Origin of the sequence: Colwellia marinimaniae (assembly GCF_002207865.1) — a bacterium.
Lineage (GTDB): Bacteria > Pseudomonadota > Gammaproteobacteria > Enterobacterales > Alteromonadaceae > Colwellia > Colwellia marinimaniae.
The window spans coordinates 22,750-38,969 of the sequence record NZ_BDQM01000023.1; the positions used below are offsets into that span (position 1 = coordinate 22,750).

A 16,220-nucleotide genomic window follows, 5' to 3' on the forward strand; every position below is an offset into this window, starting at 1 on the left:
TAAACACGTCGATTATTCAAATGCTTTCCATAAGCCAAAGTGGTTAAATAATTTCAATTACTTATAGGATTTAGTTATCCACGATTCCTGTGGATAACTATGTGAGTTAAAGTGTAAAGTAGCATAACCATAACGTTTTGTTTGACTTGGCTCGATGTCAACGTATTTGACGTTATATAATTACCTTTTTATTTTCAATGACTTAGCTGGTATTGGTGTTTTTTTGTTAATTTAGAGTAAATTTTGAACAACTAGTCCGCTAATGATTTTTACTGGCTGTGGTTTTATTTACTCATTTACTTTAACGAGACGCTTATTGTCTTTTAAGTTATCGAATTTCAGCTTTAAGACCCAGTAGGGTTATTAAAAATAATTCTTATTGGCGGCTACTTGCTCATCAATCAAAGTTAAACGAATAAATCTACACTAGGTAAAAGTAAGTTAATCTTTTACAATACATCACTGCATATAATTTACCTTGTCTTACCATTAGAATCACGATAGTAACCAAATGACCAAAACAGATTTATCCCAACGAAATAGCAAGCAAGTTAACCTACTTGAAGACCCCGTTGCTAACACGCTAAAGCGTATGACCATTCCAATGATTTATGGCATGGTGATGTTGATGACATTCAACTTAGTCGATACGTTTTTTGTCAGTCTTCTCGGCACTCAATCCCTAGCAGCAATAAGTTTTACTTTTCCTGTTACTTTCACCGTACTAAGTTTTACTATTGGTTTGGGAATAGGGACATCTGCCGTTATCGCCAAATGTATAGGTAAAAAAGATACCAAGTCGGCAAAAAATGTCGCCACAGCAGCTATGTATTTAACCGCTATTATCGTGGCATGTTTATCTTTAGTCGGCTATTTCATTACCGATCCATTATTTACTCTACTGGGTGCTCAGCCGTCTTTATTACCTTTAATCCATCAGTATATGGATATTTGGTATATAGGTAGTGTTTGCTTAATTGGCCCTATGATAGGTAATGCTGTTTTACGTGCCTCAGGAGATACTAAAACACCCAGTATCATTATGGGCAGTGCGGGCCTGATTAACGCAGTACTTGACCCCATTTTTATTTTTGGTTTCGGTCCAGTACCGGCGATGGGAATACAAGGGGCGGCAATTGCGACCCTGATCTCTTGGCTTTTTGGTTTATGCTTTGTACTGTACATTTTAACTAAAAAATATGATCTTATTCATACTAGTATGCTGCCTTTAAAAGAGTTGCTCAGTGCTTGTCGAGATATCTTGAAAATTGGTTTACCTGCAGCAGGGGCAAATATGTTAACGCCCCTTGCTGCCGCTATAATGACCACCATAGTAGCCACCTATGGTGAATCAGCTGTCGCTGCTTTTGGTGTTGGTTCAAGACTTGAATCAATCGCTTGTTTAATAGTCCTGGCTCTTTCGATGACTTTACCGCCCTTTATTAGCCAAAACTTCGGCGCTGGTCAATTGCATCGTGTCGAACAAGCTTATAAAGTCGCGATAAAATTTATCCTAGTTTGGCAAATTTTAATTTATTTTTTATTGGCTGTTTGCGCACATTGGATCGCGAGTGTGTTTACCAAAGAGGCAGAAGTTGCAGACTTAATTAAACTCTATATTTGGATACTACCCTTGGGCTATGGCTTGCAAGGCATTATCATCTTAACAAATTCTTCCTTTAATGCTTTGCATAAACCCATGATAGCTTTAGCTTTAAGTTTTGTAAGACTCTTTGTTTGTTATTTACCCTTAGCCTATTTAGGTAGTTTATTTTACGGTTTAGCGGGCCTTTTCGCCGGAGCATTACTCGGCAATGTATTTATGGCTATGATTTCATATCGACTGTTTACCAAGCAATTCATCCCTCTTGAGCCTGGGACAACGGAGCAAGTGCTATGAAAAATCTAACCCTTTGCTCGAATTACAGCCCAAGCGGAGATCAACCCAAGGCAATAAAACAACTTTTAGACGGTATTGAATCGGGTCTAGCCTATCAAACTCTTTTAGGCGTAACTGGCTCAGGGAAAACCTTTACCATTGCTAACGTGATTGAAAAACTTAATCGACCCACCATGATCTTAGCGCCGAATAAAACCTTGGCAGCTCAGCTTTATGGTGAGATGAAAGAGTTTTTTCCTAACAATGCGGTTGAGTATTTTGTTTCTTATTATGATTATTATCAGCCTGAAGCTTATGTGCCAGCTACTGATACCTTTATCGAAAAAGATGCCTCGGTAAATGAACATATCGAGCAAATGCGTTTATCGGCTACTAAAGCGTTGTTAGAACGTCGAGACGTTATTATTATTGCGTCAGTCTCTGCTATTTATGGCTTGGGTGATCCTGACTCCTATTTAAAAATGATGTTACATATTAGCCAAGGTGACATTATTAATCAGCGTGACATTTTACGCCGACTTGCTGAGTTGCAATATACTCGTAATGATATCGCTTTTGCGCGAGCAACCTACAGAGTACGTGGAGATGTCATTGATATATTTCCAGCCGAGTCAGACCGGCTAGCCTTACGTATTGAGCTCTTTGATGAAGAAGTAGAGCGCATTAGTCAATTCGATCCACTAACGGGACAAGTGGAAAAAATACTGGCTCGTGTAACTGTCTACCCTAAAACACACTATGCGACACCGAGAGAAAAAGTTGTTGCGGCAATTGAGAAAATTAAAGTTGAGCTTAAACACCGAACACAGCAACTCAGAGATGCTAATAGGTTAGTTGAAGAGCAGCGTCTTACCCAACGAACCCTGTTTGATATTGAGATGATGACAGAGCTTGGTTATTGCTCTGGTATAGAGAATTATTCTCGCTATTTATCGGGTAGAGAACAAGGCGATGCGCCACCAACGTTATTCGATTACTTACCTGATGATGGTTTACTTATTATTGATGAATCTCATGTTACCGTGCCTCAAATTGGTGCCATGTATAAAGGCGATAGGTCGCGTAAAGAAAACTTAGTGGAATATGGTTTTCGCCTACCATCGGCTCTAGATAACAGGCCAATGAAGTTTGAGGAATTTGAAGCACTTTCGCCACAAACTATTTACGTCTCGGCTACGCCAAGTCAATATGAATTAGACAAATGCGCCGGTGATATTGCGGAGCAAGTGGTGAGGCCGACCGGTTTACTTGATCCGCAAATTGAAGTTAGACCGGTTGAAACACAAGTAGATGACTTGTTATCAGAAATACACAAACGTTTACCGCTAAATGAAAGGGTATTGGCAACCACATTAACAAAACGCATGGCCGAAGATTTAACCGATTACCTGGATGAGCACGGTATCAAAGCCCGCTACTTACATTCAGATATTGATACGGTTGAACGGGTCGAGATTATACGGGACTTTAGGTTGGGTAAGTTTGATGTCTTAGTTGGTATCAATTTACTTCGAGAAGGCTTAGATATGCCGGAAGTCTCTTTAGTTGCCATTCTAGATGCAGATAAAGAAGGTTTCTTACGCTCTGAACGTTCTTTGATTCAAACGATTGGCCGAGCTGCACGTAATATCAATGGCCGAGCAATTTTATATGCAGGCAGAGTAACGGGTTCAATGCAACGGGCTATAGATGAAACCGATCGACGTAGAGAGAAACAGCACCAATATAATTTAGATAATAATATTACTCCCAAAGGTATTATTAGTAAAATCACCGATGTAATGGATGTTGGCAGTTATAGTGATGCCAAAGCACTTGATAAGGTAGCAGCAGCTAATGCACATTATCATATTAGCCAGCAAGCAGAAGAGCCCCTGTTAACCACTGCGCAAATAGATACTAAAATAGTGGGGCTTGAAAAAGTAATGCTGAATCACGCGCAAAATTTAGAGTTTGAACAAGCTGCCGCGGTACGTGACAAAATTGCCAAACTGCGAATACAGCAATTATCAAGCTGATTTATGACCATAAATATCTGCCATAATCCAGTTAAAGTAGCTTTGCAGCTACTTTAACTCCTGTATTGAATATTGGCCAAGAATATTAGCAACCGCATCACTATTGCAGTGAGGGAGGTGACTAATATCTTCTATTATTTTATCTTGAATATCGAGGGGAAATAATAATAGCCGCTCCATATAAAGGTGAGCTTGAGTTTCATTATTTGCATCAATCATCTGCTTCAAACGTCGTGCTTGATGCTTCCACGTAGCACTCATAAGGCAACCTCAACTTTTCATTGAACACCTTATAAGTCTAGGGCTAAAATGTGCTAGTGGTTATACATTTTTTATCTTAAAAAAAAATCAATGGAAGATAATAATCTATATTCAGTTAAGTTATTCAAAAGCATTATGTTAATTATTTGAAACTCATTTAGCTTTGAGTGTTTTCTTTACAATTTTATCATGAGGGCACGTGCTTCGGTGATTTCCCGGTATGTTAGCGTAACTTTTGTGGAAAATTCCCGCGCCTAGCTATCCTTACCGTGGATTATTCTGAGCAAAAAGTTAAGGCTGCTTAGGGGAAATAAGCGACCTTGAACAGATGATTTAATCGATATGAGTCGAGTTACTTTAAGGCGCGATTTTCACTTTCAACAAGTATATCGATGCCTAAAGCTCAAAGTAGATCTTTACACCAGACAATACGCTGTTTGTTGCCACAGCAGCTAAAATCATTCCCATAACCCGACTAATAATACTTGAGCCGCTATTGCCTATAAATCGGTGTATCGAACTTGCTGCTAACATAAATATAAAAGCAATCGCTAAAACAGAAATCATTACACCAGCAGTCTGGACTTGTTCAAGAATGCTAAACGTTGAATTTTTGGTTAATAGTACAGCAGCAAGCATTGCTCCAGGGCTAGCAAGCGAAGGTATCGCTAAAGGAAATATAGCGGTCTCACTATCATTTCTTACCATGCCAATTTCCTCATCAGGTTTACTATCACCAAATATCATGGTTATGGCAAACATGAATAAAATAATTCCTCCGGCTATTTCAAAGGCAGGCAAAGGTATTTCAATGGCAGTTAAAATTACTTCACCAGCAATAATAAAAAACAATAAAACTCCAGTTGCGACAAGCACTGCCTTTAGTGCTATTTTACGTTTAACTTTTTCATCAAAGCGACTGGTAACCGCAATGAATACCGGAATAGTGCCGACAGGGTCAATAACCGCAAAGAAAAAGATAAACACTGAAACATAGTCGATCATAATAATCACCGTAAAAATGGTAAATTCCTGATATATATAAATTTAATCCGATACATATCACTGATTTAATGGTCATTATTTTATACTAAGTAAGGTTCTCGAATAAGATCATTTTGTAGTCGCCAGCATAATTTAACTCTGACACGAGATAGTGAGTAAGAATTGTTTATAATTTTATCCGCAAAATACCCTTAGCCAATATAGCAATAAGGTGCACTAGGTTAATTTATAATGTCTGCGGTAAATATTTTTTAATAATTAGCCTTTAAGCCACTGAAGTACAGTGGTGGTCTCATTGGAAGACTAAGCATTGATACGGCTAAAACCTAGCAGCCAACAGAGCATTAATTACGTCAATGTTGTTGATGAAATTAATGCCGGGATAATGTTATTAAGGCGTTTTATTCGTAGGGAATTGGGTCGGTGATATTATTTTCAAAAAAAGCTTCTAAGCGCTCTTGGCATGCGCCACACTTGCCACAGGCTTTATCTCGACCGTTATAACAGGTCCAAGTATTACTGTAATCAAGACCCATAGCAATACCATCAGCGAGGATTGCGGTTTTATTCACGGTTAAATAGGGGCTGAAAATTTCAACACTTTCATAATTCGCTATTTTACAAACATCATTCATCTTTTCGACAAACTCAGGGCGACAATCGGGGTAGATGGCATGATCACCTGAATGGGCACCATAATAAACTTGCTCAGCACCAACCGACACCGCATAAGCTACGGCTAAAGAAAGTAAAATCATATTACGGTTGGGTACTAGGGTTGACTTCATACTATCAGCCTCATAGTGGCCTTCGGGAATATCGATATCATCGGTGAGAGAAGAACCAGCAAATAATTGATTTATTGCCGAAATATCAATTACCTTATGGTTGATACCGAGCCCATTACAGACAGTGCTAGCGCACTGCAATTCTTTTACATGACGTTGTCCATAATTAAATGACAAAGCAAAAACTTGTTTACCGTCTTTTTGAGCACGGTTTAATACAGTAAAGGAATCCATGCCACCAGAATAAATAACAACAACTTTTTCAGTCATTTGAAGCTCTCTTAATTGATCTAAGGTATAATATAAAACGCCTGTTATTTTACTTGAAATAGACAATGGGCTAAAGCAGAAAGTGAGCACTATGCCTAATAAAACACACCACCATGTAGCAGAGAAAACCATAATACCCATGAACTATAAAATTAATGAGCTTTTTGAAACCATTCAAGGTGAAGGTTCTTTTACCGGACAACCGTCAATTTTCATTCGATTACAAGGCTGTCCTGTAGGATGTTCGTGGTGTGATACTAAACATACTTGGCAAATTGAGCTTGATGATCAAGTTAGTCCTGACATTATGTTAGCTAAAAAAGCGGAGACCTCTCAATGGTCTAGTTTTACTGTTGCTGAAATTTTTGCCTTAGTGCAAGATAAGAACTTTCAAGCGAAACACATAGTTATCACTGGCGGTGAACCTTGTATGGTTGATTTAACGCCATTATGTCAGTTGTTTGAACAACAAGGTTATAGTACACAAATTGAAACTTCTGGCACGTTTGAGATTATTACCACAGAAAAATGTTGGGTAACCGTTTCGCCTAAAATTAATATGCGCGGTGGCTATAAAATTTTAGCAAGCGCTATGTCACGTGCCAATGAAATAAAGCATCCTATTGCGACAGAGCAACATGTCGATGACTTGAAAGCTTTATTGGCCTTGCATAAGGTAGAAAATACCGCTATTTACTTACAGCCGATTAGCCAAAAGAAGCGAGCAACAGAGTTAGCGATAGCAACATGTATTGCTAATAACTGGCGTTTATCGATACAAGTACACAAATATATCGGTATTGAATAAGTGCTATGGCTCGTTTTGCTGTTAAGGTGATTAACCTTAACCGGTAACCACTTTGGGGACACGCTTTGACACTCGGGTTAATAATTCATAATTAATGCTATCACTGTGTTGAGCAACGATATCAATACTGATATTTTTACCCCATAACTCAACAGTATCGCCAATATTTATGTTGGTTAAATCGGTGATATCTACGGTGATCATATCCATTGAAACTCGACCCACAAGTGGGGCAACTTTACCCTTAATGAAGACCGGAGTGCCAAGTTTTGCATTGCGCGGATAACCATCGGCATAGCCAATAGCAACGGTTGCTATGGTAGATTTTCTTTTCGCTTGCCAAATGTCGCCATAACCAACGGTTTCGCCAATTTTTAAGGTATGTATCGCAATAATATTGGCTTGTAAGGTCATCACTGGGATGAGTGGTTGGCTTAGTGGACTCTTGCCAATAGGAGAAATACCATAAAGCGCTAAGCCTAATCGAGTGTGATCGCCATGACTTGCGGGCCAATTTAAAATACCCGCGGAATTCGCCATACTAAATTGACAATGATATTTTTCGACTAAGCTCATTAACTTAGCCAATTGCTCTACCGGTTTTACACTATCAAGCTGTTCAGCCGAAGAAAAGTGCGAGCACAATACCAGCTTACTTCTTTGTTGCTGGCTTAACTGTGTCATGATGTGGTCGACTTGCTCAAGATGAAAACCTAAGCGGTTCATGCCAGTCTCTACTTTTAACCAAATATCACCAGAAAATTCAACGTTAAGAGATCTCAGCCACGCTATTTGATAATCACTGTGCAGCATTAATGAAAAATTATGCAGTTGTGCCAACTGAAAGTCATTTTCTTTAAAAGGTCCTTCAAGAATAAGCACAGTATTATTAATACCCGCACTGCGCAGCGCCATTGCCTCATCAATAAAACCGACAGCAAAAGTATTAACGGTTGCGCTTAGCGCATGGGCAACTTTATTCGCGTCATGACCATAAGCATCGGCTTTAATCACCGCAATGGTATTGCTGTTAGGGGCGAGGCTATCAATATATTGGTAGTTTTTAACTAAGGCATCTAGGTCGATAACGGCTTGCGTAAGTCTGGAGATATAGCTCATATAATAGGGTGATAACTAACGGATGAAAAGTGGCGAAAAAAATCAATTCGACTATGAAAAAGGTCGTTAATTTCTCTATTTATTATTAGTTATAAGTGTACCATGATAACTATAGTGCACCTTATCTTAATCGTGTTTTTATCATTAGTTGACAAATTTCAGCTGAATTTAGTCAATGAAATGAAGTAACCATTAGGCCAGATAACCACAACGAGATGATTCCATGAACAGGCAAGCAGATTTAGTTGATGAGCTTAAAAACATTAGCACTGAAGGGCAAAACCCCAATACCTTAGATATTGATTTACTTGATTCACTTGGTGTTGTCAAAAAAATAAACACAGAAGATCAAAAAGTAGCGGTTATTGTCGGTCAATTGTTACCCGAAATTGCGCAAGGGGTTGATCTTATCGTTGAGGCTTTTGCCTGTGGTGGTCGACTTATATATATTGGCGCCGGTACCAGCGGTCGATTAGGAGTACTTGACTCGGTTGAATGCCCACCTACTTTTAGTGTGTCGAGTGAGCAAGTTATTGGCATTCTTGCTGGTGGTGCTGGCGCTATGTATAAAGCTGTTGAAGGTGCTGAAGATAATAGACAACTGGCAATAGATGATTTGAAAGCGGTGCATTTATCTAGCAAAGATGTCTTAGTGGGCATCGCTGCCAGTGGTCGAACGCCTTACGTGTTATCAGCAATGGCATTTGCTAAGGAGCAGGGCGCTGCAGTTATCGGTATTAGCTGTAGTGTTAACAGTAGTTATGGACAAAATAGTGATGTTGATATTTGCGCGGTAGTTGGTGCCGAGGTGCTAACAGGCTCTACTCGGATGAAGTCAGGAACTGCACAAAAACTCATTTTAAATATGCTCAGTACTGCCAGTATGATCCGTAGTGGCAAAAGCTATAAAAACCTAATGATAGATGTCAATGCCAGTAACGAAAAGTTATATGCTCGAGCCATCCGCATTGTCATGCAGGCAACTGAGTGTGATTTTTCTACCGCAGAGCACGCCCTTGGCCAAGCAAATAATCAGACAAAACTTGCCAGTTTAATGGTCTTAACTGGTTTAGACCTTAGCCAAGCTAAAGCAGCATTATTGGCAAATAAAGGCTTTTTGCGTAAAGCTATTGAGCAACAAGGCTGTTAATGCTGTGATAAGTATGTTTTTAAAAAGGCTGACGTTATTGTTTTACTGCTCGCTATTCTTAGTTAATTTACCGGCGAGTGCGATGACAGTAAAACCTATAATCGTTGGCGCCGAGCAAGTATCGCGGTACTTACCAAAACTAAAAGGCAAAAGAGTTGCTTTAGTGGTCAATCAGACCTCTAAGGTTTTTGATGAGCATTTAGTGGATTTTTTGTTAAAAAAGCATATAGATATTAACGTTATCTTTGCCCCAGAACATGGTTTCCGCGGTAATAGAGATGCCGGTGAAAAGTTTGCTTCAAGCTTTGATAGTCAAACAGGTATCCCTCTGGTTTCACTGTATGGTAAAACCCGTAAACCCTCATTAAGTATCATGAAACAATTTGATGTCATTGTTTTTGATATTCAAGATGTTGGTGTGCGTTTTTATACTTATATCAGTACTATGCATTACATGATGGAAGCGGCAGCGGATGCGGGTATTGAATTTATCGTCTTAGACCGACCTAATCCTAATGGTAGTTTTATTGATGGTCCCGTACTTGAAAAAGAATTCCGCTCATTTGTTGGCATGCACCCCATACCTATTCTACACGGGCTGACGGTAGCAGAGCTTGCACAAATGATTAAAGGAGAAGCTTGGTTAACCAGTAAAAAGCACTTGGCGCTTACGGTAGTTAAAGTGAAAAATTATCAGAGAGATTTCGCCTATAGCTTACCGGTAAAACCAAGCCCTAATTTACCGAATGATCAGGCCATCGCTTTATATCCCTCATTAACCTTCTTTGAAGCCACACCGGTAAGTATTGGTCGGGGCACGCCATTTCCCTTTCAGGTGATCGGTCATGATAAAGTTAATCTAGGCAGTTTCACCTTTACCCCAGTGTCAACGTTAGGGGCCGCAACTAAGCCAAAATTAATGCAGGTAAAGCTACAGGGAGAAGATCTTCGCCATGTTGCTAGCCAAGGTTTAAATTTACATTATTTACTGGCTTGGTATCAAGCCTTTGCAAAAAAAGGCCTCATTTTCTTTAACAGTCCAAAATTTATGGATAAATTAGCAGGCACGGATAAATTAAGAAAAGCGATTATTTCGGGACAAAGTGCTCAACAAATAAAACAAAGTTGGCAGGCTGATATCGATAGCTTTAGAGTAAAGCGTCGGCCTTATTTGCTCTATCCCGATATTAATTAGCGAAGAATTTTTTATGGAACTACCGCTTTATAAGGAAAATTTTGATGGCTAGTGCGAAGCAAACCGTAGCGGCAAGCGCATTTATAGAATTTAGTCAGGCTGTTGCCAAAATCCTACCAAAAGACAATGTAATTGAGCGCTATTTGCAACGCTTTGCTTATGGCACCGATGCGAGTTTTTACCGCTTAGTACCAAAAGTTGTCTTGCAACTTGATAGCGATATTCAGGTACGCCAAGTGATAAAACTGGCTAATAAATATCAAGTAGCCATCACTTTTCGTGCGGCTGGGACTAGCTTGTCCGGTCAAGCCATTAGTGATTCAGTGTTGATAATTTTATCAAGCCTTTGGCAGGGAATAAAGATCTTAGACCAAGGAGAAAAAATTTCTCTACAGCCAGGCGTTATTGGCGCTCACGCAAATAAAGCACTACAGGTGTATGCCCGTAAAATAGGTCCTGATCCCGCCTCGATCAATAGTTGCAAAATAGGTGGCATAGCCGCTAATAATTCTTCGGGCATGTGTTGTGGGGTAAAAGACAATAGTTATCATACCCTGGCGGATATAGATTTGATATTTGCTGATGGCAGCCAGTTAAATACCGCTGATAGTCAATCAAGGGAAACATTTCTTCAGCAAAACAAAAGTTTTACCACTCGCTTGATGAAAATTGTTGACTACGTCAATGCGGATCACGCTTTAGTCACTAAAATTAAGCATAAATACCGCTTAAAAAACACCACCGGCTACGGCTTAAATGCGCTGGTTGATTATAGCGATGTTATCGACATTATTAGTCACTTAATTATAGGCTCAGAAGGAACACTGGCTTTTATTAATAACATTACTTTCCACACGATCGAGGTCTTGCCTCATAAATCTGCCGGGCTATTTATTTTTGATAATATGGATATTGCTTGTAATCTTGTTTTGTCCTTAGCTCAAGAACGTGTCGATGCAGTAGAAATTATGGATGCTCGGGCGTTAAACAGTGTCCACGGTCAACTTGCTTCGATTGTAAATATTGATAAGCCTTTAAACGCAGAAAGCGTGGCCTTGTTAATTGAAATAAGTGCCGATACCGTCGAACAACTGCAAGTCAATGAGCAGCAATTATTGCTCCATATTAAAATTGTGGAAAAGTCTATTCAAGCACAAAAAGCTTTTACTATTGATAAAGACGAAATCGAGGCGTTATGGAAAATACGCAAGGGCATGTTTCCTGCCGTTGGCTCAGTCCGCCCAAAGGGAACCACAGTCATCATTGAAGATATTGCCCTGCCACTGGCAAGGCTGGCAGAAGGTGTTAACGATTTACAGCAATTATTTAAGCAATTTGGTTATGATGAAGCGATAATTTTTGGTCATGCTTTAGCCGGAAATTTACACTTTGTTTTCACTCAAACGTTTGCCAGTGACAAGGAAATCAGTCGTTATCGTGACTTTATGGCTAAGGTAACTAAAATGGTTGCCATTGACTATCAAGGCTCGCTTAAAGCTGAGCATGGTACGGGTCGTAATATGGCGCCATTTGTGGAAATGGAGTGGGGCGGGGACTTATATCAAGTGATGAAACAAATAAAAACATTGTTTGATCCTAAAGGCATACTTAACCCTGGCGTTATCATCAATGACGATAGCGAGGCCCATCTACGCCACTTAAAAACCATGATGGCGACAGATGACATTATTGATACCTGCATTGAATGTGGCTTTTGTGAACCCGTGTGCCCTTCGAAAGATTTCACCCTCACCCCACGTCAACGCATTGCGTTATGGCGACAAAAAGCCCTATTAAGCCAACAAATTTCTCATGCCAATGACTCGGAAAAAATAGCGTTAACCGCTCAGTTAAGAGCTTTGGAAAAAGATTATCAGTTTTTTGCTATCGATAGTTGTGCGGCCACTGGGCTATGTGGTCAACAATGTCCAGTGGGTATTGATACCGGCATGTTTATCAAGTCGCTAAGAGAAAAGAAAAATACTGGCAGTAAGGTAAAAACCTTTTCGGCTAAAGTGATCGCAGATAATTTTTCTGCAGTGTCGAGTATTGCTAGGTTGGGTTTAAATACAGTGGCTACGATAAATCATATCGCCGGTAATAAGTTCACTAAAAAGTCCTTTAAGGCTGTTAGTACCTTGAGTAATAATGCCATACCTTTATGGTTTCAAGCCTGGCCAGCCGGGGCTAAAGTCATTGCTGAAGGTGAGTTTAATGGTCAAAACCATCTGCTCTCAGCACCTGTTGCCAGCAATATTGAAACTCAGGTAGCAACACCGGTAGCAACAACTAAGGCGGCAAACAAAGTTGTCTATATCCCTTCATGTGCCAATCGTATATTTGGTTGTGATGAACAAGCACCCGATAAACGCAGTTTAGTTGCAGTCGTCTTGTCACTATGTAAAAAAGCCAATATTACCGTCATTATTCCAAAGGGCAGTGGTGAATTATGTTGTGGCATGCCATGGCAGTCAAAAGGCTTAGCACAGATTTCTCAAGATAAAAGGCAGCAATTTTTAGCAAAAGTAGTCACGGCTTCAGAGCAAGGTAAATGGCCGGTCATCACCGATGCTAGTCCATGTGCACTGACCTTGAATCAAGGGGAAGACAGTGATAATTCTGCCACTAGGTTGGTAATATTTGAAGCGACTGAGTTTATCGCCAAGTATGTGGTGGATAAATTACAGATTAATAAAAGCGATGAATGTTTTATGCTACACAATAGCTGTAGCAGTGAAAAAATGGACCAGGGCCGTTATTTAAAGCAACTTGCCCAGCTATGTAGTGACAATATTGTTGAACCAGAAAATATCAGTTGTTGTGGTTTTGCCGGAGATAAAGGTTTTTATTTACCGGAACTCAATAAAAGTGCCTTGGCGCCTTTAAAAGCTCAAATACCACCGGGTTGTCAACGAGGTTTGAGTAACTCTCGCACGTGTGAAATAGGGCTAACCGAGCATTCAGGCATATCTTATCAATCGATACTGTATTTATTAGATCAGTGCAGTGATTAAGGTATAAATTAAGCGGCCGCCGTGCGATTACTGCCGGTGTTTTTTGCCTTATAAAGCGCTTTATTAGCTCGAGCAATAAGATCATTTAAATCTTCATCGTGCATTTGTGCAACACCTGAGCTGCAAGATAGTTGAATGTCGTTTGGCCAAGCAGTCGCTAAAATACTGGCTCTAATTTTATCCGCTACTGCCATGGCTTGTGCCAGGCTGGTATCGGGGCAGACCAATAAAAATTCTTCGCTATTCCAGCGAGCTATCGTGTCGCTAGAGCGGCAGGAGCTATTAATTTGCTTGACAAATTGTTGTAAAAGCTTATCTACCATTTGCTGACCGTATTTCGGGTATAAATCTGAAAAGTCATCTAGATTGAAAAAGATAATACTTAAATTTTGTAAGTCAGTTGGCGCCAGTTGATCAAAACATTTTCTTAAACCAATACGATTAAGTGCGCCCGTTAAGGCATCAGTCTGAGCACCAAAGGCTATTGCTGGTGCAGGTTGAGCTGAAACTTCCGCTGCACGCTCTTTCGGGCGACTAGCACGATGGATTAAATAACCTAGCGCTAAACTCCATATGGCAATTAATATTGAAATCAGCGTGGTTGAACTGACATATTTACCTTTAAACTCAATACGTTCCAGGGTTATTTTATAGTTACCTGCTGCTACTGTTGTACTGGGTGCTATGACTATACTATAGATGTTGGCAAAATCGGTGCCGCCATGAGTTAACGCTAAATTATGGCTATTATGCCACCATTGAGGGATATAAAAATCATTGAGTGTTAACCAAACGGGGTTACTAACGTAAGCTTCTAAATACTCTAAACTATTATATTTTAGGCTTTTTTCTTCAGCATTGAGCGAGTAATCCGCATTAAAGTTGCGTAATTCTATACGGGTACCGGGTTGTGTTGGATGATTATGCTGTATCCATAAACCAATTTTCTCATAACTAGATAAGTCTAAGCCGGTGAAGGGGGCTTGTTTACTTAAATCCTGTACATTAATAATTAACTGACAATAAGGTTGATCTAGATGCGATTTTTTTAATTGACATGAAAATTCAAGTCCTTGATTGGTCTTTACTACCTTGGCGATTGAGGCACCTAGCACGCTACTATCATCAATAACCTTAATGTCAGCTGAGTGTAAATCAATGCTTTTAACTTTTTCTATGTTGAGAAATAACAAGACTGAGATGATTAACGTTAACAATAGCAGTGACATAACACCATAAAGTTCACCACTTCCCTGAGTCTCCTTTACTTTTTGCATAGAAAATATCCCTTAAAGTAGCTAAGTCGTTGCAAACATCTATAGCAAAATAAATGAGTGTTAACGTTAATTTATTCGCTTGAGAGACTAGCAGGTAAAAATGTTACTCCTTTAAACGTAATACAGCATGAGCAATTAAACAACTTTTAGCCGCTCAGCAACATAATCAGCGATGGCCAAGCTAGAGGTTAAGCCCGGTGAATCAATACCAAATAAATTTATTAGGCCTTTAAGTTGGTGTACTTGACTTGTTTGAATAACAAAATCCTTAAAAGCATCATTAGGCCCCTGTAATTTAGGGCGAATACCCGCGTAAGCTGGTTGTAACTTATCGATTGCTAACGTGGGAAAATATTGCGATACCTGCGTTATAAACTTGTCTTTCAGTTTCTCTGGAAAGTCATAATCCAAATGTTCAATATATTGAGTATCAGGGCCGAACTTTAACTGGCCACCCATATCAAGTGAGGCATGAATACCTAAGCCATTGTCACGCGGGATAGGGTATATCAACTGTTTAAAAGGACTTTTTCCTTGATAAGAAAAGTAATGACCACGACACCAATGTAGCTGGGGAATAAATTTTTTATCTAAGCCCTTGATGGTATGTGCTAACGATACACTGTGTAATCCCGCGCAATTAATTAAATATTTGCAGTGAATGGATAGCCGTTCACCTTGGCTATCTAAGCTAACGTCAAAACCATCTGGTGTAGCTAGGGCAGTAATCATTTTGGTTTGGGCAACAAACATAGCGTTATTTTGTTCAGCTTGTGCTAATAAACTTTGCATATAAGCATGACTGTCAATGATGCCCGTTGACGGAGAATGTATAGCCGCCGTCGCTCTTAGTTCAGGTTCAAGCTGTTTTAATTGGGCTTGAGCAATCCAGGTAAGATCATCAACGCCATTTTTGCTAGCGCTGAGCATGGTTTTTTTAAGGTAAGCTTCTTCTACTGGGCCTTGGGCAACCAATAACTTGCCGATTTTATTAACGGGAATATGGCGCTCTTGGCAATATTGATAAAGCAAGGTTTTGCCTTGCACACAGAACGTTGCTTTTAGGCTGTTTTGTGGATAGTAAATACCCGCATGAATCACTTCACTGTTGCGACTACTGGTTTCTTCACCAAAACTAGCATTTTTATCAATCACTAACACATCATCTAACTGTTGACTGAGTTTTGCTGCAATGGCTAAACCAATAACACCCGCGCCAACAATAAGCACATCTACTTTATCCATACTATCCTACGTAATAACAAGCACACTTTACCTTGGTGGTAAGTGTGACCCTAAGTGTGCTAATTATAGCGATAAAACAAACATCTACTCTATTTTTTAGTAAATTTTACCTAGGCTCGATAGACAAAAGATAATTTAGCCTGAATAAATTGTTATGCAACAAAAGCTAG

At 39.5% G+C, this 16,220-nt stretch carries 12 protein-coding genes; 6 read left to right on the plus strand and 6 right to left on the minus strand.

What is annotated here, in order from left to right; genetic code table 11:
• The first annotated feature begins 511 nt into the window (after positions 1-511).
• A complete protein-coding gene (locus MTCD1_RS13000) occupies positions 512-1,900 on the plus strand; it encodes an MATE family efflux transporter (RefSeq protein ID WP_057180776.1) in 1,389 nt (462 codons plus the stop codon).
• Entirely contained in the window at positions 1,897-3,918 is a 2,022-nt protein-coding gene (gene uvrB / locus MTCD1_RS13005) for an excinuclease ABC subunit UvrB (RefSeq protein ID WP_057180777.1), read from the plus strand. The genes MTCD1_RS13000 and uvrB overlap by 4 nt, the downstream gene beginning before the upstream one ends.
• A 48-nt stretch (positions 3,919-3,966) precedes the next feature.
• On the opposite strand, the gene MTCD1_RS13010 is transcribed toward uvrB, so the two are convergent.
• The 3 genes from MTCD1_RS13010 to queC form a co-directional block, all read right to left on the minus strand.
• A complete protein-coding gene (locus MTCD1_RS13010) occupies positions 3,967-4,179 on the minus strand; it encodes a hypothetical protein (RefSeq protein ID WP_057180778.1) in 213 nt (70 codons plus the stop codon).
• Positions 4,180-4,575: 396 nt separating this feature from the next.
• Positions 4,576-5,184 carry a MarC family protein gene (locus MTCD1_RS13015; protein WP_057180779.1) on the minus strand — a complete coding sequence of 203 codons (609 nt, stop codon included), beginning with the start codon at positions 5,182-5,184 and terminating at the stop codon, positions 4,576-4,578.
• 401 nt (positions 5,185-5,585) lie between these two features.
• Complete coding sequence (queC, locus tag MTCD1_RS13020; RefSeq protein WP_057180800.1) at positions 5,586-6,242, minus strand: 7-cyano-7-deazaguanine synthase QueC; 657 nt, start codon at positions 6,240-6,242, stop codon at positions 5,586-5,588.
• A gap of 139 nt (positions 6,243-6,381) precedes the next feature.
• On the opposite strand from queC, the gene queE reads away from it, so the two are divergent.
• Positions 6,382-7,050 (plus strand): 7-carboxy-7-deazaguanine synthase QueE, encoded by a 669-nt coding sequence (gene queE / locus MTCD1_RS13025; RefSeq protein ID WP_057180780.1) that lies wholly within the window; start codon positions 6,382-6,384, stop codon positions 7,048-7,050.
• A gap of 36 nt (positions 7,051-7,086) precedes the next feature.
• Here the strand turns inward: queE and alr are convergent, their stop codons facing one another.
• Entirely contained in the window at positions 7,087-8,169 is a 1,083-nt protein-coding gene (gene alr / locus MTCD1_RS13030; protein WP_057180781.1) for an alanine racemase, read from the minus strand.
• Between the two features lie 223 nt (positions 8,170-8,392).
• On the opposite strand from alr, the gene murQ reads away from it, so the two are divergent.
• The 3 genes from murQ (at position 8,393) to MTCD1_RS13045 (ending at position 13,528) form a co-directional block, all read left to right on the plus strand.
• Entirely contained in the window at positions 8,393-9,319 is a 927-nt protein-coding gene (gene murQ / locus MTCD1_RS13035; RefSeq protein WP_057180782.1) for an N-acetylmuramic acid 6-phosphate etherase, read from the plus strand.
• Positions 9,320-9,401: 82 nt separating this feature from the next.
• Positions 9,402-10,514, plus strand: coding sequence for an exo-beta-N-acetylmuramidase NamZ family protein (locus MTCD1_RS13040; RefSeq protein WP_231733001.1), 1,113 nt, complete (start codon positions 9,402-9,404; stop codon positions 10,512-10,514).
• 44 nt (positions 10,515-10,558) lie between these two features.
• Complete coding sequence (locus MTCD1_RS13045; RefSeq protein WP_057180784.1) at positions 10,559-13,528, plus strand: FAD-binding and (Fe-S)-binding domain-containing protein; 2,970 nt, start codon at positions 10,559-10,561, stop codon at positions 13,526-13,528.
• 8 nt (positions 13,529-13,536) lie between these two features.
• On the opposite strand, the gene MTCD1_RS13050 is transcribed toward MTCD1_RS13045, so the two are convergent.
• Together MTCD1_RS13050 and MTCD1_RS13055 are read right to left on the minus strand one after the other, a co-directional pair.
• Positions 13,537-14,805, minus strand: a complete 1,269-nt coding sequence (locus MTCD1_RS13050; protein WP_057180785.1) for a GGDEF domain-containing protein — start codon at positions 14,803-14,805, stop codon at positions 13,537-13,539.
• Positions 14,806-14,940: 135 nt separating this feature from the next.
• Positions 14,941-16,050 (minus strand): NAD(P)/FAD-dependent oxidoreductase, encoded by a 1,110-nt coding sequence (locus MTCD1_RS13055; protein ID WP_057180786.1) that lies wholly within the window; start codon positions 16,048-16,050, stop codon positions 14,941-14,943.
• Positions 16,051-16,220 lie beyond the last annotated feature (170 nt).

What these genes read in the sequence shown, in the direction of transcription:
- MTCD1_RS13000 (WP_057180776.1), top strand. Translation starts at nt 512, where the DNA reads ATGACCAAAACAGATTTATCCCAACGAAATAGCAAGCAAGTTAACCTA.
- MTCD1_RS13010 (WP_057180778.1), bottom strand. Translation starts at nt 4,179, where the DNA reads ATGAGTGCTACGTGGAAGCATCAAGCACGACGTTTGAAGCAGATGATT.
- MTCD1_RS13045 (WP_057180784.1), top strand. Translation starts at nt 10,559, where the DNA reads ATGGCTAGTGCGAAGCAAACCGTAGCGGCAAGCGCATTTATAGAATTT.
- MTCD1_RS13050 (WP_057180785.1), bottom strand. Translation starts at nt 14,805, where the DNA reads ATGCAAAAAGTAAAGGAGACTCAGGGAAGTGGTGAACTTTATGGTGTT.
- MTCD1_RS13015 (WP_057180779.1), bottom strand. Translation starts at nt 5,184, where the DNA reads ATGATCGACTATGTTTCAGTGTTTATCTTTTTCTTTGCGGTTATTGAC.
- queE (WP_057180780.1), top strand. Translation starts at nt 6,382, where the DNA reads ATGAACTATAAAATTAATGAGCTTTTTGAAACCATTCAAGGTGAAGGT.
- MTCD1_RS13040 (WP_231733001.1), top strand. Translation starts at nt 9,402, where the DNA reads ATGACAGTAAAACCTATAATCGTTGGCGCCGAGCAAGTATCGCGGTAC.
- murQ (WP_057180782.1), top strand. Translation starts at nt 8,393, where the DNA reads ATGAACAGGCAAGCAGATTTAGTTGATGAGCTTAAAAACATTAGCACT.
- MTCD1_RS13055 (WP_057180786.1), bottom strand. Translation starts at nt 16,050, where the DNA reads ATGGATAAAGTAGATGTGCTTATTGTTGGCGCGGGTGTTATTGGTTTA.
- queC (WP_057180800.1), bottom strand. Translation starts at nt 6,242, where the DNA reads ATGACTGAAAAAGTTGTTGTTATTTATTCTGGTGGCATGGATTCCTTT.
- uvrB (WP_057180777.1), top strand. Translation starts at nt 1,897, where the DNA reads ATGAAAAATCTAACCCTTTGCTCGAATTACAGCCCAAGCGGAGATCAA.
- alr (WP_057180781.1), bottom strand. Translation starts at nt 8,169, where the DNA reads ATGAGCTATATCTCCAGACTTACGCAAGCCGTTATCGACCTAGATGCC.